This window comes from Ostreiculturibacter nitratireducens, from assembly GCF_032670585.1.
Taxonomy (GTDB): domain Bacteria; phylum Pseudomonadota; class Alphaproteobacteria; order Rhodobacterales; family Rhodobacteraceae; genus Ostreiculturibacter; species Ostreiculturibacter nitratireducens.
In genome coordinates, this window is sequence record NZ_JAVQHL010000001.1 from 308,787 (window position 1) to 331,095 (window position 22,309).

Genomic DNA, 22,309 nt, shown 5'->3' on the forward strand with positions numbered 1-22,309 from the left:
ATCAGGCCTTCGCCTTGGCCTTCGGCTTTTCAACGGCGCGGGCCTTCTCGGCAAGGTCGCGGGCGATGGCGAAGGCGCCACGGATCTTGTCTGCTTCGCTGGCCCAGTCGCGGCGCACGATGATCTTGTTGTCCTTGACCTTGGCGAGGCCGCGTTCAGCTTGCAGGTACTCGACGAGGCCCGCGGGGTTCGCGAACTTGTCGTTGTGGAACTGCACCACCGCGCCCTTCGGCCCGCCATCGAGCCGCGCGATTCCGGCCCGCTTGCACATCGCCTTGATGCGCACGACGAGGAGGAGGGTGTTCACCTCCTTCGGCAAATCGCCGAACCGGTCGATCAGTTCCGCGGCGAAGCCTTCCAGTTCCACCTTCGTGTCGAGGCCCGAGAGGCGCCGATAAAGGCCTAGGCGGACGTCGAGGTCGGGGACATATTCCTCCGGGATCAGCACCGGCACGCCGAGGTTGATCTGTGGTGCCCAGTCTCCGTCCTCGTCCACGGCGGAGATTTCGCCGGCGCGGAGCTTGGCGATCGTGTCCTCGAGCATCGACTGGTAAAGCTCGTAACCCACTTCCCGAATATGGCCGGACTGCTCCTCGCCCAGAAGGTTCCCCGCCCCCCGCAGGTCGAGATCCTGCGAGGCGAGGTTGAAGCCTGCGCCGAGGCTGTCGAGGCTTCCCAGAAGCCGCAGCCGCTTGATCGCCTGCGGGGTAAGGGGCGCGCGTGGCTTCGTGGTGAGGAAGCAGTAGGCGCGCGTCTTCGACCGCCCAACCCTGCCCCGGATCTGGTAGAGCTGTGCGAGGCCGAACATGTCGGCGCGGTGCACGACCATCGTGTTCGCGGTCGGGATGTCGAGGCCGGATTCCACGATCGACGTTGCAACCAGCACATCGTACTTGCCGTCGTAGAAGGCGTTCATCCGGTCATCGAGCTCGCCCGCCGCCATCTGCCCATGCGCGACGACGTAGCTCACCTCCGGCACCTCGGACTTCAGGAATTCCTCGACGTCGGGCAGGTCCGCGATGCGCGGGACGACGTAGAAGGACTGTCCGCCGCGGAAGCGTTCGCGCAGCAGGGCCTCGCGGATCGTGACCGCGTCGAACTCGCTGACATAAGTGCGGATCGCCAGCCGGTCGACGGGCGGCGTGCCGATGATCGACAGGTCGCGGACGCCCGTGAGCGAAAGCTGCAGGGTCCGCGGGATCGGGGTCGCGGTCAGGGTCAGGACGTGGACCTCACTGCGCATCTCCTTCAGCCGCTCCTTGTGGGAGACGCCGAAATGCTGCTCCTCGTCGATCACGAGGAGGCCGAGGTTCTTGAACCGGATGCCCTTTGCAAGGATCGCGTGGGTTCCGATGACGATATCGACGGAACCGTCCGCCAGCCCTTCCCGCGTCGTCTGGGCGTCGCGGGCAGAGACGAAGCGCGACAGGGGCCGGACGTTCAGCGGCATGCCCCGGAAGCGTTCGGCGAAGGTCTTGAAGTGTTGCCGCGCCAGAAGCGTGGTCGGTGCGATCACCGCGACCTGAGCGCCCGACATGGCCGCGACGAAGGCAGCCCGCATCGCGACCTCGGTCTTGCCGAAGCCCACGTCGCCCACGATGAGCCGGTCCATCGGCGTGCCTTGAGAGAGGTCGTTCAGCACTTCCTCGATCGCGGTCAGCTGGTCGTCGGTCTCCTGGTAAGGGAATCGCGCGCAGAACGCGTCCCAGAGCCCGTCCGGGGGCTCCATGACCTGGGCGGCGCGCAGGTACCGTTCGGCCGCGACCCGGATCAACCGTTCCGCAATCTCGCGGATGCGCTGCTTGAGCTTTGCCTTCTTCGCCTGCCAGGCACCGCCGCCGAGCTTGTCGAGAAGACCTTCCTCGTGGCCGTAGCGGCTCAGAAGCTCGATGTTCTCGACCGGCAGGTAAAGCCGGTCGCCGCCCGCGTATTCGATCCAGACGCATTCATGCGGCGCGCCGAGCGCGGTGATCGTTTCCAGACCGCGATAGCGTCCGACGCCGTGGTCGACGTGGACCACGAGATCACCGGGTGTGAGCGACTGCGCCTCGGTCAGGAAGTTCTCGGCCTTCCGGCGTTTCTTCGGGCCGCGGATCAGGCGGTCGCCCAGCACGTCCTGCTCGGCGATGACCGTCAGGCCCTGCCCCTCGAACCCGTGTTCCAGCGCCCAGACGGCAAGATACAGGCCACCCTTGGCGTCCTTCACGTCGCGGATGTCGCGGATCGGGACGGCGCCCTCGACGCCTTCATCGGCCAGAAGACCGGACAGGCGTTCCCGCGCGCCTTCGGAATAGGCCGCGAGGATCACGTTGCCGGACTTCCGCTTCGCTTCCAGATGCATGGCGAGCGCGCCGAAAAGGCTCACCTCTTCCTGCTGGCGCTCCGGTGAGAAGTTCCGGCCGATCCTGCCGCCCGCGTCGAGCACTCCGGGCCCGGTCGGCTGCGGCAGCGTCACGAGCTGGATGACGCGTTCGTCCGCGATCGCGGCATCCCAGGCCTGGCCGTCGAGATAGAGGAGCCCCGGTGCACAGGGCTTGTAGACCGTATCCAGCCGATCCTTCCGCCGCATCGCCTCGCGCCGCGTGTCGTATTGATCCGCGATCCCCTCCCAGCGAGACATCCGGGCGGGCGTCAGTTGATCGTCGAGCATCACGGTGGCGTCGGGAAGATAGTCGAACAGCGTCTCCAGCCGCTCGTGGAAGAAGGGCAGCCAGTGCTCCATCCCGGCGTGCTTGCGCCCGGCGCTGACCGCCTCGTAAAGCGGATCGTCCGTTCCTGCGGCGCCGAATTCGATCCGGTAGTTCTGCCGGAAGCGGGTGATCGAAGCCTCGTCGAGGATGACCTCGGAAACCGGGGTCAGTTCAACGGTGTTGAGCTTCTCGGTGCTTCGCTGCGTCGCCGGGTCGAAGCGGCGCGCGCCGTCGAGGACGTCGCCGAAGAGGTCGAGCCGCACCGGCCCGCCCTCGCCCGGCGGGAAGATGTCGATGATCCCGCCACGGATGGCGTAGTCGCCGGGTTCGGTGACCGTGGGGGTCTGGGAAAAGCCCATCCGGACGAGGAAGTCCCGCAACGCGGCCTCGTTCACCCTTCCTCCGACGCGGGCGGTGAAGGTCGCTTCCCGCAGAACCTCGCGCGTCGGAACGCGCTGCATCGCCGACGAAAGCGTTGTCAGAAGGACGAAGGGCTTGGGCATCCCGTGCGCTAACGCGGCAAGCGTCGCCATGCGCGCGGCCGAGATGTCCGGGTTCGGGGAGACGCGGTCATAGGGAAGGCAGTCCCAGGCCGGCAGGCTCATCACGACCGCGTCCGGTGCGAAGAAGGCGAGCGCGGCGCGCATGGCCTCCATCCGCCTGTCGTCGCGCGCGACGTGGATGATGCTCTTGTCCTGAGCCAGTTCCCGCGCGACTGCCCTGGCGTCGAAGCCTTCGGGTGCGCCGGAAAGAATTATGTGTTCGCGGCCGGTCATTCGCGCTGACCTAAGCAAAGGGGCGCCGGTGTCAACTGGGGATCGCGCCGATGTCGAGGTTCTGATACATGCCCCAGAAGGCCGTGACGAAGATCGACGCCATTCCGATCACCTGGACATAGAGGCGGTGGCGCAGGAGCACCTTCCGCAGGTCCTCGCCCTCGGGGGACGTCTCGTGGATCCTGTTGGCGGCCTTGATGCTCAGCCAGGCGACGAATGTCATCGGGAAGAGGATCAGGAAGATCGCCTGACAGAACTCGATCCTGTAGAGAAATCCGAGCAGACCGAGCGTGGTCATGGCGAAGCTGCCGCCGGCGACGAGCGTGACACCGGACTGGCTCGAAACGTGAACGATCCGATTGACGTTCACCTTCACGATCGAGACGAGATCCTCCTCGAATTGTCCTCCGCGCCGCCGCGCGCGCAGGATCATGTCGTAGGGCACCCCGAGTGTCCAATGCGAGGCCGAGGACCAGACCGTCGCCAGAACGATCCAGTACCAGAGATTCGAGAATGACCGCATGTCGATCAGCTCGAAAACCTGTTCAGTCCAGTCCACTCTGCCTCCCGCCGTCCGCCTTGGGCGCGCCGCTCCGCGACGATGCGCCGGGGGGCCTGCCGGTCATTGCGCTTGAGATATGCGCAGAACCCTCGTAACCCGTTCCGAAGGATCAGCCAAGAGTGTGCCCATGACGCCCGTCATCGCCCCCTTCCCCGCAAACCGCCCGCGCCGGCTGCGCCGGACTGCCGCCCTGCGCGATCTCGCACAGGAAAACCGGCTATCGGTCAAGGACCTGATCTGGCCGCTCTTCGTCACCGACGTGCCCGGCGCGGATGCGCCCGTGGCCTCGATGCCGGGGGTGAGCCGCCTGACGGTGGATGGCGTCGTGAAGGCTGCCGAGGAGGCCGCGCAGCTAGGCATCCCTGCGGTCTGCCTCTTCCCCTACACGGACCCCGCGCTGAAGACCGAAACCTGCGAGGAGGCCTGGAACCCCGACAACCTCTCGAACCGAGCGGTGCGGGCGATCAAGGCGGCGGTTCCCGAGATCGCGGTCATGACGGACGTCGCCCTCGATCCCTACAACGCGCTCGGCCATGACGGGATCGTGCGGGACGGCGTGATCGTGAACGACGAGACGGTCGAGGCCCTCGTGAAGATGGCTCTCGCGCAAGCGGAGGCCGGGGCTGACATCCTCGGGCCTTCGGACATGATGGACGGGCGGATCGGCGCCATGCGCTCCGCGCTCGAGGCCGGAGGCCACAAGGACGTGGCGATCCTGTCTTACGCTGCGAAATACGCCTCCGCCTTCTATGGCCCGTTCCGCGATGCGGTCGGCGCGAGCGGCGCGCTGAAGGGCGACAAGAAGACCTACCAGATGAATCCCGGCAACGCAGACGAGGCGATCCGTCTCGTTGCCCGCGATCTGGCCGAGGGTGCGGACATGGTGATGGTCAAGCCCGGCATGCCATACCTCGACATCTGCGCCGCGGTGAAGGCGCGGTTCGCGGTTCCGACTTTCGCCTACCAGGTGTCCGGCGAATACGCGATGCTGAAGGGCGCGATCCTGCAGGGCTGGGTCAAGGAGGACGTGATGCTGGAAAGTCTCCTCGCCTTCCGGCGTGCGGGCTGCGATGGCATCCTCACCTACTTCGCGCCGGACGTCGCGCGGCTGCTTTCCTGAGGCATTCCCGCCAGGTTTCCGCGACGCCTGGAACTCGTTACCCGCGGTTTTCGCGTGGGCAGGGATCCATTTTGACAGGCCGCGACAGCCGCGCCGGAGTTTGCCGAAGAAGGGCGTTTGGGCACAACACCTGATGACATCAAAGGCGGATTCCCCTATAGATAGGGGGCGACCGACCGGACAAGGTCGGCGGAGGCAAGGCAAGACCAAGAACAATAAATTACAGAACGGAGAGCAGCATGACCCTTTCGCGTCGTGGATTCATCGTGGCCGGAACGGCAACGCTTGGCCTGACGGCCTGTGGCAACGGCATTGGCGGCACAGGAGCGCAACAGCTGGATGCGAGGGTGGATGCGACACGCGATTACCTGCGCAGCCGGTATCCGGGCACGCAGGATCTCATGAACAAGGCGGTCGGCATTCTCTACATGCCGCTGATGACCGAGGCGGGCTTCGGCTTCGGCGGCGCCTATGGGCGCGGCGCGCTGCGGATCAACGATGTGACGGTCGACTACTACTCCGCCACGCAGGCGACGTTCGGGCTTCAGATTGGCGCGCAGCAGTATGCGCATGCGCTCTTCTTCATGACGAACGAGGCTCTGGCCAAGTTCCGGAGTTCCGACGGCTGGGCCGCCGGGGCGGACGTCAAGTATGCCGTGCCGGACCGTGGCGGCGCGGTCGGTGTCGAAACGACGACCGCGCTCGATCCGGTCGTGGCTCTGGTCTTCGGTCAGGCCGGGCTGATCATCGGCGCCACGCTCGAGGGCACCAAGTACACGCGGATCATTCCCTGAGGGGACTGCCGTGCTTCTGCGCAGGGCGGATGGCCTTGCGCAGAAGCGTCGATTTCACTCAGTCGAGTGCGCGCAGCCGCTTCAAGAGGCTCGATGTGTCCCAACGCCCGCCACCAAGCTTCTGCACGTCCTTGTAGAACTGGTCTACAAGAGCCGTGACCGGCAGGCTCGCGCCCGTCTCGTTCGCCGTCGCGAGGCAGATGCCGAGGTCCTTGCGCATCCAGTCCACCGCGAAGCCGAAGTCGTAGCGATCCTCGGCCATGGTCTTGTAGCGGTTCGACATCTGCCAGGAACCCGCGGCGCCCTGGCTGATGACCTCGACGACGGATTCGATCGACAGACCGGCCTTTTCCGCGAAGTGAAGCGACTCGGCGAGCCCCTGGACGAGCCCTGCGATCGCGATCTGGTTGCACATCTTGGTGATCTGCCCGGCGCCGCTGTCGCCGAGGCGGCGGCAGATCTTCGCATAGGCCGCGATGACCGGTTCGGCCGCGGCATAGTCGGCCTCGTCGCCACCGCACATCACCGAAAGCTGGCCGTTCTCGGCGCCGGCCTGGCCGCCGGAGACCGGGGCGTCCACGAAGCCCACGCCTTTCTCCCCGGCGAGCGCCGCCATCTCGCGCGTAACCTTCGCCGAGACGGTCGTGTGGTCGACGAATATCGCACCGGATTCCATTCCGGCGAACGCGCCGTCGTCGCCAGTGCAGACCGCGCGCAGGTCGTCATCGTTGCCGACGCAGGCCATCACGAATTCGGCGCCCTGCGCGGCTTCCGCCGCCGTCGCAGCCTTCTTCCCCTTGTGTTTCCCGACCCATGCCTCCGCTTTCGCCGGGGTGCGGTTCCACACCGTCACGTCGTGGCCCTTGGCGGCGAGATGACCCGCCATCGGAAAGCCCATTACACCCAGTCCCAGAAACGCCACCTTGGCCATGCCATCCTCCCCTCAGCGATTGCGGACAACCCGCATTTGCCCTAGTTACCCGCATCGCACCTGCCGTCAACCGCCGATCCGCGGAGACCTTCATGCTTACCGTTCTGCGCTGGCTCCTGAGAATCGTTACCGGCGCGCTCGTTCTCTCTTTCGCCATTGCGGTCCTCGTCTACTATTTCGGCAGCCGGTCGATCCCTGACTACAACGAAACGCACACCGTTACGGGAATCGAGGGTCGCGTCGAAATCGTCCGCGACACGGCCGACGTCCCGCACATCTTCGGCGCGAATGACGCCGACGTCTTCTTCGGCCTCGGCTTCGCCCACGCGCAGGATCGGCTCTGGCAGATGACGATCATGCGCCGCACGGCGCAGGGCCGGCTGTCGGAGGTGTTCGGGTCGGCGACGGTCGCGACAGACGAGCTGATGCGGCGGTTCGACATCTACGGTCTCGCCGCCCAGTCCGTCGCCGCGCAGGATGAAAAGACCCGCGCCGCTCTCGAAGCCTATGCGCGCGGCGTCAACGAATGGATCCGCATCGTCAACGAGCAGGCGAAGGGACGCGGCGCGCCGGAGTTCTTCCTGTTCTCGAACGAGATCGCGTACTGGCAGCCGGCCGACTCTCTCGCCGTGCTGAAGCTGATGGGACTGCAGATGTCCGATCAGCTCGAATCCGAGGTGCTCTTCGCCCGCGTCTCTCTCCTTTCGCCCGACTGGGCCCGAGACCTATTTCCCGAGGCGCCGGGACCTGGTGTCGCTGCCCTGCCCCCCTATGCAAGTCTTGCGCCGGGTCTGGACCGGCCGAAGGAGCCGCTCCGCTACGCCGAGAACGCGCTTTCGCCGTTCCGCCGCGGGGATTTCGCCGGAGCTTCGAATGCATGGGCGGCGGCGCCGGGGCGTTCCGCCGCGCGCGGCTCGCTTCTTGCCAACGATCCGCATTCCGCGTTCACCGCGCCCTCCAACTGGTATCTGGCGCGGCTGGAACTGAGCACGGGGGGCGTGATCGGCGCGACGATCCCCGGATTTCCGGCGATCCTTCTTGGCCGGAATGCGAACCTCGGCTGGGGCACGACATCCTCCTATCTCGACGATCAGGACGTCTTCATCGAGGAGCTGAACCCGGCGGACCCGACGCGCTACCGGACCGAGGCGGGATGGGCGGATTTCCAGACACGGCGGTCCATCATCGAAGTCGCGGACGGGGACCCTGTCACCATCACCCTGCGCTGGACGCAGAACGGTCCCGTGCTGCCAGGCTCTCACTACGGGCTGGCTTCCGTCACGCCGCCCGGCCATGTCGCTGCGCTTGGATGGACGCTTCTCGACGGCAACGACACTACGGCGACGGGCCTGCTTCGGCTGATGAAGGCCCGGACGGTGGAGGAAGGCATCGAGGCCGGCAGGGATTTCATCGCCCCGGCGCAGAACCTGATACTCGCGGACCAGGACGGGATCGCGATGCAGATGGTCGGCCGGATGCCCGCCCGAGATGCCGACCACCAGTCGAAGGGGCGCATGCCATCCCCCGGCTGGCGCCCGGAGAACCGATGGCACGGTATGCTGCCCTACGCGGACAACCCGGTATTCCTCGACCCCGAGGGCGGGATCGTCGGCAACACGAACAACAAGGTGGTGGACCGCCCCTTCCCCGAACATGTCAGCTATGACTGGGGAGACAGCCAGCGCGTCCAGCGATGGCAGCGCCTGATGCAGGAGCGGGAGTTCCACACGCGCGAAAGCTTCATCGCGGCGCAGCTTGATACCGTTTCTCCGACCGCGCGAAGCCTCCTGCCGCTGATCGGCGCCGAGCTTTGGTTCACTGGGGAGGCTGCGCCGGGCGGGACGCAGGAACGGCTGAGGCAGCGCGCATTGGGACTTCTGGCCGACTGGGACGGTGAAATGAACGAGCACCTGCCCGAACCGCTGATCTATGCCGCCTGGGTGCGCGCGCTGCAATCGCGGCTCATCCGTGACGAGCTTGGACCGCTGGCGGAGGATTTCATCGGCCTGCGTCCGCTCTTCATCGAGCGCGTGTTCCGGGATGTCGAAGGCGCGGGCAAGTGGTGCGATATCCTGCAGTCCTCGCCGGTGGAGACCTGCCCCGAGCTTGCCCGCATCGCGCTCGACGATGCGCTGCTCTATCTTTCGGAACACCACGGCTCTAACCCGGAAAGCTGGCGCTGGGGGGATTCGCATGAGGCCGCGCTCGATCACCCGGTGCTGGGGGACTCGCCGCTTCTCGGCTGGATCGTGAACATCCGCCTGTCGACCTCGGGGGGCGACAACACGCTGATGCGCGGCCTGACCAAGGGCACGGAGCCCGATCCCTTCCTGAGCGTTCACGGCGCGGGCTACCGGGGCGTTTACGACTTCGGCGATCCCGACAGCTCGGTCTTCATCATCTCGACCGGGCAGTCGGGGCATCCCCTCTCGCGCCACTACGACGACCTCGCAAGGCTGTGGCGGCGCGGGGAATACATCCCGATGTCGCTCGACCCGGCTCTGGCGCGCGCAGCCGCCACGGGTATCACCGTGCTGGAGCCCGCGGAGGGCGGGTAAGCGTCCGGCGGGGGCGCACGAAGGCCCGCACGGTCACGTCATTCAGACGGCGTCGAATCTCGCCTTCTGCTGTGCCGTCCATCGGACGGTCAGCCGGTAACCTTCCTCTTCCTGTTTCTCGGCGATGACGACGCCCTGATCATGGAGCCACGCGCGTCGCTTCCCCTCGGCGTAGGGCAGGAGAATTTCGGTCTCCTCCCGCGCCTCATCGAGGGTCGTGGAGACGGCGGAAAGGAGCGATGCGAGCCCCTCGCCCGTGAGCGCGCTCACGGCATGGATTCCGGGTGTGCGTGCGTCCTGCACCTGAAGCGCGGCCCGCGCGTCGGCCGCAAGAACGTCGATCTTGTTCCAGACCTCGAAAACCGGGACCTCCTCGCGAACGCCGAGTTCTTCGAGGATTTCTTCGACATCGGCGGCCTGCTCCTCCGTCTCCGGGTGGCTGATGTCGCGCACATGCAGGATAAGGTCCGCTTCCAGCACTTCCTCGAGCGTGGCGCGGAATGCCGCCACGAGCTGGGTCGGAAGGTTGGAGATGAAACCCACGGTGTCCGACAGGATCACCTTCTTGCCAGACGGCAGCTCGACGCCGCGCATCGTGGGATCCAGCGTGGCGAAAAGCATGTCCTTGGCAAGGACTTCGGCCCCGGTCATGCGATTGAAGAGCGTCGATTTGCCCGCGTTCGTGTAGCCGACGAGCGCGACAATGGGGAACGGCACCTTCCGCCGCGCGGCGCGGTGCAGTTCGCGCGTCTTGACCACCTTCGCGAGCTGCTTTCTGAGCCGCGTCACCTGTTCGTCGATGGCGCGCCGGTCCGCTTCGATCTGCGTCTCGCCGGGGCCCCCGACGAAGCCGAGACCGCCCCGCTGCCGCTCAAGGTGCGTCCAGGCGCGCACGAGGCGCGTGCGCTGATAGGACAGCGCGGCAAGTTCCACCTGCAGAACGCCTTCGCGCGTGCGCGCGCGATCAGCGAAGATCTCGAGGATCAGGCCCGTCCGGTCGAGAAGTTTGACGTTCCACTCCTTCTCCAGGTTGCGTTGCTGGACGGGTGTCACGGGGCCGTCGACAAGGACGAGCTCGATTTCCGCGCTGGCGAACCTTTCCTTCAGCTCCGCTACTTTCCCGGAGCCGAAAAGAAGACCGGGTTGAGCCTTGGGCAGGCGAACGACGTCCGCGCCCACGACCTCCATTCCGGGAAGCGCGTCCGCAAGCGCCACCGCTTCCTCCAGGGCGAGCCTGGGCTCACGGCGCGCGTCGGCCTCCCTCCGATCGGGATGCAGAACATAGGCCCGCGTCGCACGCGGTCCGGGCCCTTCGGCTACGGGTCTTTCGGTCAGTCTTCGCCCTCGTAGAGAGAGATCGGTTGGCCGGGCATGATCGTGGAAATTGCGTGCTTGTAGACGAGCTGCGACTGGCCGTCCCGGCGCAGCAATACGCAGAAATTGTCAAACCATGTAATAACGCCCTGAAGCTTGACCCCGTTGATCAGGAAGATCGTAACGGGAACCTTCGTCTTGCGGACGTGGTTTAGAAACGCATCCTGTAAATTCTGTTTGTCGGCAGCCATTTTGTTTTCTTGCCTTTTGTTAAGGTCTTGTCCCGCTGGTTTCGGCCCCTGGTCGCTGCACCCGGAACCTTGGCGCGAGTATGCTCAAGGAAATGAACAGTTTCCACCCCGAAAATATTCGGGCTGGCCACTCTCCCTGGAATTACCCGCGCCAGAATTCGGGATTGAGAAGCGCGATGATCGCCAGCGTTTCCAACCGGCCAAGAACCATCGCCGCGGCAAGGATCGCCTTTGCCGCCTGATCAAGACTCCCCCAGGCGATCGGCGTTTCGGCGGCCACGGTGGCGAGGGGCCCCGTGGTCGACAGCGCCGCGACCGAAAGCACGGTCGTCGACTCGAAATCGAGGCCAGTCAATGACAGGGCGAGCATGACCAGCGCGATCGAGGTCGCGAAGAGCATGAAGAAGATCCAGGCGATCTGGGCGCCCTGCCGGCGCAGCCGCCGCGCGATGATGCCGGCACCACCCACGGAATTGGGGTGGATCAGCCGCTCCATTTCCCTCTGGCCGTGACGGAAGAGAGCGTATACGCGCAACAGCTTCACGCCGCCGGCCGTCGTCGCGACGCCCCCGCCGATCACCGTGAGCCCGGCGAGGATCAGACCCGGCGACTTCAGGCCGGACCAGGTGCGCGCTTCCGCCCAGTCGGTGGATTCGAAGCCGGTCGTGGTCAGGAACGACATGACGGTGAAGGCCGCGCCCCAGAGCGCGCGAAGCGCCGCGTCGATATCCTCGACCGTTTCCTCCTCGAAGGCGCCGATCCAGTGCCGGAGGAAAAGCAGCAGCGGAACCGTCGCGACGATCAGCAGGCCAAGCCGGAACTCGGGGTCACGGCGAAGATCCCCGGTCAGCTGCGCCAGCTTCTCACCCGGATACATCCGGCGGGTCAACGCGAAGGCCAGGAAGAGGAAGATGAAGAACTCACCCGCGATGCCCGAGCCGCCTCCCGAAATCCCCCCGACGGGAGAGATGCCCGACGTGGCGAGCGTCGACATCGCGTGGCAGGCCGCGACGAGTGGCCCGTCGCCCGCAAGGATCAGGAGTATCCACAGCATGAGCGTGAGCGCCCCGTAGATCGGAAGGAGGGCGAAGGTGTATCGCACCAGGCGCTCGGAGGGGTCCGCGACCCGCGTGATCTGGCTTGCACCCACCGCCCCCTGCCCGGCGGGCGCGCCGGTCAGAACCTCGAAACCCCCGAGGTTCATGGGCGCCAGGATCGCGACCGCCGTCACGAGCGCGAAAAAGCCCCCGATCCATCCCACCAGCGCCCTCCAGAGGTGTGCGGAAGGCGGCAGGGCGGACGGTTCGAAAAGCGAGGCCCCGGTCGTCGTCAGGGAGGAAACCATTTCCCACCAGGCGTCGAAAAGGCTGTTGCTCGCCGTGACCTCGTTGAGGGGAACAGCAAGCATGATCGGCAGCACCGTATAGGTCCCGACCAGCGCGAGAAGGTGGCTGCGCGAGGTCTTCGTCGCGGGGTTGGCTATCGTCGCAAGCCCGATAAGGCCGGTCAGAACGAGGAAAAGCGAACCCGAGTAGAAGAATGCCCGAGCCACGGCCCAGTCGCGGCTGGCGACGGCGTGGGCGGCAGGCACGTACATGGATACCGCCCCAATTCCCATCAGGATCACGAGGAGCGGGAGATCGAGAAACCGGCGCATCTGTCAGAAGAAATCGATCGTGACCTGCAGCAGCCGTTCCACTTCTGGCACGTCGCCCGCCATCGCGAAAAGAAGGATCACGTCCGATTCCTCGACCCGCGTCGTGCTGGTCGGTTTCATGACCTTGTCGCCCCTCAAGAGTGCACCGACCAGCACGCCCTCGGGGAATTCGATCTCCCGGATCGTCCGCCCGGCGATGGGCGATGTCGAAAGCACCTGTGCCTCGATCACCTCGGCTTCGGCGTCGCCGATCGAATAGACCGCCCTCACGCGGCCGTGGCGGATGTGCCGAAGGATGGAGGAAACCGTCGTGGCGCGCGGGTTGATGTAGGCGTCGATATCGAGCGGGCCCATAAGCGGAACGAGAGTGGGGTCGTTCACAAGCGCGATCGCCATCGGACAGCCGGCCTGCTTCGCCCTGACGGAAACGAGAATGTTCGTCTTGTCGTCGTCGGTGACCGCGAGGACCGCATCGGCGCGGTCGATGTTGGCCTCTAGGAGCAGTTCCATGCTCATCCCGTCGCCGTTCAGGACGATCGTCCGTTCCAGCGCGTCAGCCGCCAGTTCCGCCTGGCCCCGGCTCCTTTCGATCACCTTGGCCCTGACGCGTTCGGTCCGCGCCTCGAGCGCCCTGGCCACGGCAAGTCCGACGTTGCCGCCGCCGATGATGACGATGCGTTCCTGTTTCTTCGTTGACTTGCCGAAGATGTCGAGCGTGCGGTTCACGTCCTCGACATGGGCGAAAACGTAGATCTGGTCATCGGCAAAAAGCTGGTCGCCCGCCTCGGGGGCGAAGAGGCGCCCTTCCCGCCTGACGCCGACGACGATCGCCCGCAGCGTGGAAAACAGGTCCGTCAGCTGCCGCAGCGGCGTGTTCAGAACCGGGCATTCCTCGTCGAGCGAGATGCCGAGAAGCTGGACCCGGCCTCCGAGGAAGCTTTCCGTGTCGAAGGTCGTCGGGGCCGCCAGTCGCTGGAGCGCCGCTTCCGCGACCTCGCGCTCGGGCGAGATCACGACGTCGATCGGCATGTGTTCGCGCCGGTAGAGGTCGGAATAGAGAGCAGCCGTGTAGGACTGGGCGCGGATCCGGGCGATCTTGCGGGGAATGCTGAAGATGGAATGCGCGACCTGACAGGTGACCATGTTCACCTCGTCCGAGTGGGTGGCCGCGATGATCATGTCGCAGTCCCGCGCGCCTGCCCGTTCAAGGACGTCGGGGTAGGATGCGAATCCCGATATGCCCTGGACGTCGAGCGTGTCCGAGGCGCGGCGGACGAGCTCCGGGTTCATGTCGACGACGGTCACGTCGTTCTTTTCCCCGGAGAGATGGCGCGCGATCTGCCAGCCGACCTGACCCGCCCCGCAGATAATGACCTTCATGCCGCCCTTCCTGTCCCGACTGCCGCCCTTGATAGGCACGGGCAGGCAGGCGGGTCAATTGCCCTATGGCAGGGACGGTCAGACAGATGACCCGGAGGACAGGCCGTCACGGTGCGGATGTGCGCGACGCTACGGCCGGCGATCACGGCTGCCGCTTTCGATCTAGGCCTCCTGCTCCTCGTCCTCGAGATGCGCGACGCGCGCGCCGGACTTCGCAGTCGTGACGACACCCAGCGACTTCAGCTTCCTGTGCAGGGCCGAACGTTCCATGCCGACAAATGTCGCCGTCCGGCTGATATTGCCACCGAACCGGTTGATCTGCGTCAGCAGGTATTCGCGTTCGAAAAGCTCGCGCGCCTCCCGCAGGGGTAGCGTCGCCAGGGCTCCGCCGAGAACGAGGCGCCCGTCGTCCGGCCCGGCGTCGCTCTGCCCCGGTAGTTCCTTCGCCTCGATCGGCCCGTGACCTTCGCCAAGGATCAGCACCCGTTCTATCACGTTGCGCAGCTGGCGGATGTTGCCGGGCCACTCCAGCGTCTGCATCAGCGCCTCGGCTTCCTCGGAAAGCGAGCGCAGGGGCAGTCCCTGGGACTTGTTGAAATTCACGATGAAGTGGCTGGACAATTCGGGAATGTCCTCGCGCCGGTCCGAAAGCGGCGGAACCGTGATCGGCACCACGTTCAGGCGGTCGTAGAGTTCCTGGCGGAACCGTCCCGCCCGGATTTCGGCCGACAGGTCGCGCGTGGTGGAGGAGATCACGCGAAGGTCCACCCGCACCTTGTCCGTTCCGCCGACGCGCGTGAACTGCTGTTCCGTGAGCACTCGCAGGATCTTCGACTGCGTGCCCAAAGGCATGTCGGCAACCTCGTCGAAAAAGACGATGCCACCATGGGCCTGTTCGAGAAGCCCCTTCTCGACCCCGCGCTCGAGGCTTTCGCGTCCGAAAAGAACCTCCTCCATCCGATCGGGTTCTATGGATGCCGAGGAGACCGACACGAAGGGGCCGGAGGCGCGGTTCGAATTCACATGGATGAAGCGCGCGGCGACTTCCTTGCCTGATCCGGGCTCCCCGGAAAGCATCACGCGCGCGTTCGACTTCGTCACCTTGTCGAGTTGCTCCTTCAGCTTCCTGAAGGCAGGTGAGGACCCGATCATTTCGGCCGAGGTCACGTCGCGCCGGCGGAGGCTCGCGTTCTCCCGCCGCAGGCGCGACGTCTCCATCGCGCGCGAGATGACGACGAGAAGCTGGTCGATGTTGAAGGGCTTCTCGATGAAATCGTAGGCGCCCTGCTTGATCGCGGCGACGGCGATCTCGATGTTGCCGTGGCCCGAGATGATGACGACCGGAACATCGGGATTGTCGCGCTTCACCGTCTTCAGAATGTCGATCCCGTCCATCCGGCTGTCCTTCAGCCAGATGTCCAGGATCATCAGCGACGGCGGAGCTTCGTTGATCTCTGCCATGCACTCATCCGAATTCGCGGCAAGGCGTGTTTCGAACCCCTCGTCCTTTAGGATGTCCGAGATGAGTTCCCGGATGTCGCGCTCGTCGTCCACAATCAGGATGTCGCTCATACCTCTTTCCACCGTTATTCGGCGGCCCTCTCTCTCAATGACTTGGAAGAACGCGCGCGCGGCAGACGAATTTCCGCCAGGGCGCCGCGATGCGCAGAACCTTCGAACGGCTCCGCGTCCGTAAGGATCAGCGTGCCGCCATGTTCCTCGATGATCTTCTTGACTATCGGCAAGCCAAGGCCGGTGCCCTTTTCCCGTGTCGTGACATAGGGCTCGAAAAGCCGGGCCCGATCCTCGGGAAGGCCGATCCCGTTGTCGGAAATGCGGATCGTGACGGCCTCTGGGCGCACCGTCATGGCGACCCTCACCTCCGGATTGTAACCCTCTGGCGCACCCTTTTCGATCAGGGTTTCAATGGCTTCTCCGGCGTTCTTTATGAGATTCGTGACCGCCTGCGAAATCATCGTCGCGTCGATCTCGACGATAAGGGGCTCCTGCGGTAGGTCGGCCACCAGCCGCGCTCCGTGCAGTGCGCCTTCCTGAAGAAGGACCGCCTCGCGCATCAGCTTGGCGAGGTCATGGTCGCGCCGGTCGGGTTCCGGCATCCGGGCGAACTTGGAGAACTCGTCGACGATCCGCCGCAAGTCGGCGGTCTGGCGGATGATGACGTTCGTGTATTGCTCCAGCGCCTCCCCCTCGGGGCCTTCGCCGGCGATCGGCGCGAATTTGCGCCGCAGACGCTCGGCCGAAAGCTGGATTGGGGTCAGAGGGTTCTTGATCTCGTGCGCGATGCGGCGGGCAACGTCGCCCCAGGCCGCCATGCGTTGCGCGGAGACGAGTTCGGTGACATCGTCGAAGGCGACCACGTAGCCTTCGAGCTTTCCGTCCGCATTCCGGCGGATCGCCATGCGGACGAGAAGGCTTTCCAGCCGTCCCCCGCGGGTCACCTTGATCTCCTCCTGCGCGACTTCGCCCAGACCTTCCCGCAGCCGGGTGAGCAGAGCCCCGAATTCAGGAACCGCTTCGGCGAGGGGCCGCCCGTGGTCCCTGCCCTCCTCCATGTCGAGAAGCCGCATCGCGGAACGGTTCAGGAAGTCCACCTGCCCGTCGGCATCGAGGCCGATCACCCCCGAGGTCACGGATGAAAGGACGGAGTCGAACAGCCGGCGGCGGCCCTCGGTCTGGCGATGGCTCTGCAAAAGCGCCTCGCGCTGGCCTTTCAACTGGCGCGTCATCTGGTTGAACACGCGGCCGAGCATCGCGATTTCGTCGTCGCCTTCCTCTTCCAGGACCTGCACGTCGAGGTTGCCGGCGCCAACCAGCTGCGCCGCCCCAGCAAGCCGGCCGACGGGCCGCGACAGACGTTCGGCGAACCAGAGCCCCATCCAGACCGCCGCGAGAATGAGGATGAGCGCGAAGCCCATGTAGACGAGGCCGAATTCGAACAGGACCCTGCCGCGCGTGGCCTCGAGCTGCTGATAAAGCCCCACCGTCGCCCGGGTTTCGTCGAGAAGCGACAGGATCGAGCCATCGACGTTCCGGGACACGTAGAGATAGCGATCCACGTAGGGCGTGAGCTTGAGAAGCGCCCGGAACTCGTTGTTCGCCCAATCCTCGATCAGCACGGTTTCACCGGCTTCTGCGCGGGCGAGTTCGTCTGCCGAAGGCTTCTCGTAGTCGAAGAGGTAGCTGCGTTCGCCCCGTGCCCGAATTTCCCCCGAACCGTCGATCACATATGCCTCGCGCAGGCCGCGCTGAATCAGCGCCTGACCTTGTGTCAGAAGCTGCCTCTGCTCTCCGTCCGAGATGAAATAAGACGCGATCTTGGCGCGGTTCAGGTAGTCCGCCAAAGCCTCGGCGTCGGCGGCGATATCATCGCGATGCTCGGCCTGATAGGCCTCGGCCGCCGCCAGTGACGTGCCCACGACCTGCCGGACACGGTCGGAGAACCACCCCTCGAGACCGATATTGACCGTCAGGCCCGCGAACACCGCGACGAGAATGGTTGGAACCAGCGCGATGCCGGCAAAGACGCCAGTCAGGCGCATGTGCAGCCTTGATCCGGCCGAGCGCGCCCGTCGCGCGGCGATCATGCGCCCCATGCGCGACAGAACGAGGGCGGCAAGTAGCAGGAAATAGACGAGGTCCGCAAGCAGGACGAGGCGAAGGGCCGTCGACTCCGCGCCCTGCCCGAACGGGCCGAGCGCGACGAAGGTCGCCACGGCCAGGACAGGCCCCAGAACGACGAGGCCGAACGTCACTACTCCTTGAATCCGGCGCTGCTTCCTGAGCCGGTTGAGTCGTTCCCATGTTGCCTGTCGCGCCGTAACTTGCACGCGGCTTATCCTTGATGTTGTGTCGCCTTGGGCGACTTACCGCTCCTATTGTGGTCTTGTTCCCGGTGACACGGGATCGCCACATTTGATGTTGCGGTTTTACATCAGTTTCCGGCGCCGTGTCACGCGAATATCAAGATCGGTGATCTTCTTGCGCAAGGTATTGCGATTGATGCCCAGGAGATCGGCGCATTTCGCCTGGTTGCCGCCTGTCGCGTCGAGCGCGATCTCGATCAGCGGCAACTCCATCTCCTTGAGGATTCGGTCGTAAAGACCGGGCGGCGGCAGGGCTCCCCCGTGCAGGTCGAAATACCGCCGCAGGTGCTTGGCGACGGAGGCTGACAGCTTGTCCCCCTCGCCGCCGCCGCGCAGCGGCTCCATCGCCGGCATGGCGCCCAGCACGGCCTCCACTTCGGCGCGCGTGATCTCCTCGCCGGTTCCCGTGACCAGCAGCCGGCGCACCGCGTTTTCCAGCTGGCGCACGTTTCCGGGCCATGAATAGGCGCGGATCAACTCCGCCGCCGCGTCGGAGAAATGGCGTGGTGGGAAGCCTTCCCGCTCCGCGCGGGACAGGAAATGCTGGGCAAGAAGCGGAATGTCCTCGACCCGCTCGCGCAGCGAGGGCACCGTCAGGGTTACGCCGCCCAGCCGATAGAAGAGATCCTGACGGAACTTCCCGGACTCCAGCCGCCGCGCGAGGTCCACTTGAGATGTCGCCATGATCCGGGGCGCGTTGTCGGGCAGCGCGTCCAGCATCCGCACGATGCGCGCCTGCGTCTCCTCGTCGAAGTCGCCGACCTCGTCGAAGATGAGGCTGCCGCCGCGAGCGCGCGCCAGCAGCGAGGAAGGACCGTCCATCCCTTCGAGATCCGTCGCCTGGGCCACCACGAAGGGCATCGTCCTGCGATCGGAAAAATCGTGGATGGCACGGGCGATCAGCGATTTCCCCGTGCCGGATTCGCCGGTTATGAGAACCGGAAGATCGGTGTTCATCACCCGCGCGACCAGCCGGTAAAGCGACTGCATCGCGGCCGTTCGACCGACGAGCGGCAGATCGTCGCCTTCTTCTGCGGCGGGCGCGCGTGTCGGCGCCGCGCGCCGCTTCTGTTCCAGCGCCCGAGCCGCGCGCTTCATCAGGTCCGGCAGGTCGAAGGGCTTCGGGAGGTAGTCGAAGGCCTCGGCCTCCGCAGCCTGGATCGCCGTCATGATCGTGTTCTGCGCCGATATGACGATCACCGGCAGACCCGGCCTTTCCTTCCCGATCTTCGGCAACGCCTCCAGACCGTTTCCGTCCGGCATCACGACGTCCGAGATGACGAGGTCGCCCTTCCCTTCCTCGACCCAGCGCATGAGCGTCGTCAGCGAAGAGGTTGCGTGGACCCGGCAACCCGCCCGTGTCAGGGCCTGGGTCAGAACCGTGCGGATCGTGCGATCGTCGTCGGCGACGAGAACAGTGCCGTCCATCAGATCACCTCCATGTCTTTCAGGGATTCCTTGGGCGCGAGCGGCAGCGATATCCGGAAGGTCGTGCGGCCGGGAACCGAGTCTACCCCGATCCAGCCGTCGTGCTCGGAGATGATCTTCGAGACGAGGGCGAGACCGAGGCCGGTGCCGTTTTCGCGTCCGGAGACGAAGGGCTCGAATATGTCCGCCGCGATGTCGGCGGGGATGCCGGGGCCGTCGTCGATCACCTCTACCTGCAGCGGGAGAGCCTGCCCCGAGCCATCGCGCCTGCGCACGCGCAGTGACAGGTCATAGAAGGTGCGAAGGCGGATCGTGCCCGATGGGCCAGCGGCTTCGGCAGCGTTCTTAAGGAGGTTCAGGACGACCTGCATCAGCTGATCCGCGTCGCCGAGCGTCGGCGGCAGCGAGGGATCGTAGTCCTCGAGGATCGTCATGTGGGCCGCGAAGCCGACGAGCGCGGACTTGCGCGCCCGGTCGAGAACGTCGTGTATGTTGACCGGCTTCTTTTCCGGTGGGCGAAGGTTGCCGAACTGCTCGACCTGCTCGAGGAGCTTCACGATCCGCCTGGTTTCCTCGACGATCAGCTCGGTCAGCTCCCGGTCCTCGGGGCCGAGCCCCATCGCGAGAAGCTGGGCGGCGCCTGCAATCCCCGCGAGAGGATTCTTGATCTCGTGCGCGAGCATCTCCGCCATGCCGATCGCCGATTTCGCGGCCGAACGCACGTGTTCGGCGCGGCCAAGCCGTCCCGCAAGTTCGCGTGGCGAGATGAGCAGAAGCACATGGCTCGGCGCATCCGCGACCGGCGCGACCTGGAGGTTGCACGAAATCGGCGCGCGCTCCCCTGTGCCGACATCGACGTCGTTGATGAACAGGGCCGACATGTTCGTCCGGGCCCTCGCGAAGATCTCCTCCAGCGGGGCGTCGATCGCCAGCCGCTCGAACAGGGGCTGCCCCTTCACCGAGCGCGCGGAAATGTTGAGGAACAGCTCGGCGGAGGGGTTGATCTCAAGCACGCGGTCATCGTCATCGATCAACAGAGCCGGAATTGGGAGCGAAGACCAGATTATGCCGGGGGCGGGCAGGTTCATGCATCGCTCTCCGACGAAACCGCGGATCTGCGCAAAGGCACCACGCTGTATTCCGCAAACATATTGTTCAAATGCCTATTCCTTGTGCGGCTTGACCCTGAGGTACTTGCTGAAACGCCGGGCTGCAACGTCTCGAAGGCTCAAAAGTCTGCGAAAATCACCAAATGCCTAAGAATTGATCACACCCAGCCGGTCGTCGCCGGATTGTCAGTCGCGCGCGTCTCGCCTAGAGACGCAAGAGACAGTCGGAGTTGTCATGACACGCGCCGCCATCATTACTGCTGCAGGCCGAGGGACCCGCGCGGGGGGCGGAGAGCCCAAGCAGTGGCGCAAACTTGCCGGCAAGAGCGTGCTCCTGCGTTCGGTCCTGCCCTTCCTCGGCTTTGACAGGGTAATTGTCGTTCTCCACCCGGAAGACATGGCGCGCGGCCTCGAGGACTTCGGCGGAAAGGTGACATTGGTCGCAGGCGGAGCGACGCGTGCGGAAAGCGTGAAGAACGCGCTCGAAAGCCTTGATGGCGCGGGGGTAACAGAAGTCCTCATCCACGACGGCGCGCGACCGCTCGTATCGCCGGCACTTATCGGCCGCGTGCTGACGGCGCTCGGCGATCTGCCGGCCGCGGCCCCGGCCCTTCCCGTCACGGACGCGCTCTGGCGTGGCGATAACGGCCAGGTGGTGGGCACCGTAGATCGCGGCGGGCTCTTCCGGGCGCAGACGCCCCAAGGGTTCCGCTTCGAAAAGATCCTCGCGGCGCACCGTGCTCATCCGGGCAATGCTGCTGACGATGTGGAGGTGGCCCGCTCTGCCGGGATTCCGGTAGCCATCGTCCAGGGCGAGGAACAGAACATCAAGATCACGCACCCGGAGGATTTTTCCCGTGCCGAGAAACTGTTGGAGGCCGACATGGATGTGAGGGTCGGGCACGGGTTCGACGTGCACGCGTTCACGGAAGGCAGCAGCGTGATACTCTGCGGAGTCGAGATTGCCCATTCGCAGTCCCTTCTCGGCCATTCGGACGCCGATGTCGGAATGCATGCGCTGACGGACGCGATCTACGGAGCGCTCGCGGAAGGCGACATCGGGAGGCATTTCCCGCCCTCGGACCCGCAGTGGAAAGGCGCGGCAAGCAAGATCTTCCTGGCTCACGCCGCGAACCTCGCGCGGGAACGCGGCTACCGCATTTCGAACGCCGACGTGACGCTGATTTGCGAGCGCCCAAAGATCGGCCCGCATGCCATTGAAATGGCTGAGGTTCTCGCCCGCATCGTCGGCATCGACTCGAACCGCGTGTCGGTCAAGGCGACGACGTCCGAGAAGTTGGGCTTCACCGGCCGCGAGGAAGGCATCGCCGCCCTTGCCACCGCAACACTGGTCTCGCCATGACGCGTCTCATCACGACCTTCTTCTTCGTCGGCCTCCTTCGGCCTGCCTCGGGAACCTGGGGATCGGCGGCTGCGGTGGCGGTCGGCCTTATCCTGCATGGCCTCGGCCATTTCCCCCTACTGCTCGCGGCGACTGTCGCCGTCATTCCCCTGTCCTTCTGGTCGGTCGCCCGCGAACTGCGGGATCGCCCCGGCGAAGACCCGTCCGAGATAGTCATCGACGAGGTCGCCGGCCAGTGGATCGCTCTGTGCTTCCCCTCGGCGGGCTTCTGGTTCGCCGGCCTAGAAAGCTGGAACTTCCCCTGGCCCGGCTGGGTTTCGGCCTTCGTCCTTTTCCGGCTTTTCGACGTCTGGAAGCCCTGGATCATCGGCCGCGCGGATCGGCGGGGCGACCCGGCAGGTGTCGTACTCGACGATCTTTGGGCCGGCATATTCGCTGGAATCGGAACGATCATTCTTGCCGCACTGTCCCACGGCGTTCTGATGCGGTAGC

16 protein-coding genes are annotated in these 22,309 nt (G+C 65.3%); 5 read left to right on the forward strand and 11 right to left on the reverse strand.

The genetic code is table 11. The features are described from left to right. Window position 1: 1 nt before the first annotated feature. Both mfd and ABCN56_RS01465 read right to left on the reverse strand, forming a co-directional pair. The gene (gene mfd / locus ABCN56_RS01460) at window positions 2–3,466 is read right to left on the reverse strand and encodes a transcription-repair coupling factor (protein WP_343078994.1); all 3,465 of its coding nucleotides are present in this window, start codon (window positions 3,464–3,466) and stop codon (window positions 2–4) included. Window positions 3,467–3,497: 31 nt separating this feature from the next. Next, entirely contained in the window at window positions 3,498–4,025 is a 528-nt protein-coding gene (locus ABCN56_RS01465; protein WP_343078995.1) for a component of SufBCD complex, read from the reverse strand. A 130-nt stretch (window positions 4,026–4,155) separates the two neighbouring features. Between ABCN56_RS01465 and hemB the strand changes: the two genes are divergently transcribed. Together hemB and ABCN56_RS01475 are read left to right on the forward strand one after the other, a co-directional pair. Continuing rightward, window positions 4,156–5,148, forward strand: coding sequence for a porphobilinogen synthase (gene hemB, locus ABCN56_RS01470; protein WP_343078996.1), 993 nt, complete (start codon window positions 4,156–4,158; stop codon window positions 5,146–5,148). A gap of 239 nt (window positions 5,149–5,387) precedes the next feature. Further along, window positions 5,388–5,942: a lipid-binding SYLF domain-containing protein gene (locus ABCN56_RS01475; protein ID WP_343078997.1), complete on the forward strand. Its 555-nt coding sequence runs from the start codon at window positions 5,388–5,390 to the stop codon at window positions 5,940–5,942. A gap of 58 nt (window positions 5,943–6,000) precedes the next feature. On the opposite strand, the gene ABCN56_RS01480 is transcribed toward ABCN56_RS01475, so the two are convergent. Further along, complete coding sequence (locus ABCN56_RS01480; protein ID WP_343078998.1) at window positions 6,001–6,873, reverse strand: NAD(P)-dependent oxidoreductase; 873 nt, start codon at window positions 6,871–6,873, stop codon at window positions 6,001–6,003. Between the two features lie 92 nt (window positions 6,874–6,965). Here ABCN56_RS01480 and ABCN56_RS01485 point away from each other — a divergent pair, with 92 nt between their 5' ends. Next, window positions 6,966–9,431 (forward strand): penicillin acylase family protein, encoded by a 2,466-nt coding sequence (locus ABCN56_RS01485; protein ID WP_343078999.1) that lies wholly within the window; start codon window positions 6,966–6,968, stop codon window positions 9,429–9,431. 42 nt (window positions 9,432–9,473) lie between these two features. Here ABCN56_RS01485 and hflX read toward each other — a convergent pair whose 3' ends face one another. From hflX to ABCN56_RS01525, 8 genes are all read right to left on the reverse strand, one after another. Continuing rightward, window positions 9,474–10,766, reverse strand: coding sequence for a GTPase HflX (gene hflX, locus ABCN56_RS01490; RefSeq protein WP_343080092.1), 1,293 nt, complete (start codon window positions 10,764–10,766; stop codon window positions 9,474–9,476). Further along, on the reverse strand, window positions 10,763–10,996 hold the full coding sequence (gene hfq, locus ABCN56_RS01495) for an RNA chaperone Hfq (RefSeq protein WP_107323454.1): 234 nt from the start codon (window positions 10,994–10,996) through the stop codon (window positions 10,763–10,765). The genes hflX and hfq overlap by 4 nt, the downstream gene beginning before the upstream one ends. 142 nt (window positions 10,997–11,138) lie before the next feature. Beyond that, window positions 11,139–12,653 (reverse strand): TrkH family potassium uptake protein, encoded by a 1,515-nt coding sequence (locus tag ABCN56_RS01500; RefSeq protein ID WP_343079000.1) that lies wholly within the window; start codon window positions 12,651–12,653, stop codon window positions 11,139–11,141. A 3-nt stretch (window positions 12,654–12,656) separates the two neighbouring features. Continuing rightward, window positions 12,657–14,033, reverse strand: a complete 1,377-nt coding sequence (gene trkA, locus ABCN56_RS01505) for a Trk system potassium transporter TrkA (RefSeq protein WP_343079001.1) — start codon at window positions 14,031–14,033, stop codon at window positions 12,657–12,659. Window positions 14,034–14,195: 162 nt separating this feature from the next. Beyond that, window positions 14,196–15,605 carry a nitrogen assimilation response regulator NtrX gene (gene ntrX, locus ABCN56_RS01510; protein ID WP_343079002.1) on the reverse strand — a complete coding sequence of 470 codons (1,410 nt, stop codon included), beginning with the start codon at window positions 15,603–15,605 and terminating at the stop codon, window positions 14,196–14,198. Window positions 15,606–15,619: 14 nt separating this feature from the next. Beyond that, window positions 15,620–17,881 (reverse strand): sensor histidine kinase NtrY-like, encoded by a 2,262-nt coding sequence (locus ABCN56_RS01515; protein WP_343079003.1) that lies wholly within the window; start codon window positions 17,879–17,881, stop codon window positions 15,620–15,622. Window positions 17,882–17,980: 99 nt separating this feature from the next. Next, window positions 17,981–19,345, reverse strand: coding sequence for a response regulator (locus ABCN56_RS01520; RefSeq protein ID WP_343079004.1), 1,365 nt, complete (start codon window positions 19,343–19,345; stop codon window positions 17,981–17,983). Next, entirely contained in the window at window positions 19,345–20,433 is a 1,089-nt protein-coding gene (locus tag ABCN56_RS01525) for a two-component system sensor histidine kinase NtrB (protein ID WP_343079005.1), read from the reverse strand. The genes ABCN56_RS01520 and ABCN56_RS01525 overlap by 1 nt, the downstream gene beginning before the upstream one ends. Before the next feature lie 256 nt (window positions 20,434–20,689). On the opposite strand from ABCN56_RS01525, the gene ABCN56_RS01530 reads away from it, so the two are divergent. Both ABCN56_RS01530 and ABCN56_RS01535 read left to right on the forward strand, forming a co-directional pair. Beyond that, entirely contained in the window at window positions 20,690–21,817 is a 1,128-nt protein-coding gene (locus tag ABCN56_RS01530) for a bifunctional 2-C-methyl-D-erythritol 4-phosphate cytidylyltransferase/2-C-methyl-D-erythritol 2,4-cyclodiphosphate synthase (RefSeq protein WP_343079006.1), read from the forward strand. Then, window positions 21,814–22,308 (forward strand): phosphatidylglycerophosphatase A family protein, encoded by a 495-nt coding sequence (locus tag ABCN56_RS01535; protein WP_343079007.1) that lies wholly within the window; start codon window positions 21,814–21,816, stop codon window positions 22,306–22,308. The genes ABCN56_RS01530 and ABCN56_RS01535 overlap by 4 nt, the downstream gene beginning before the upstream one ends. Window position 22,309 lies beyond the last annotated feature (1 nt).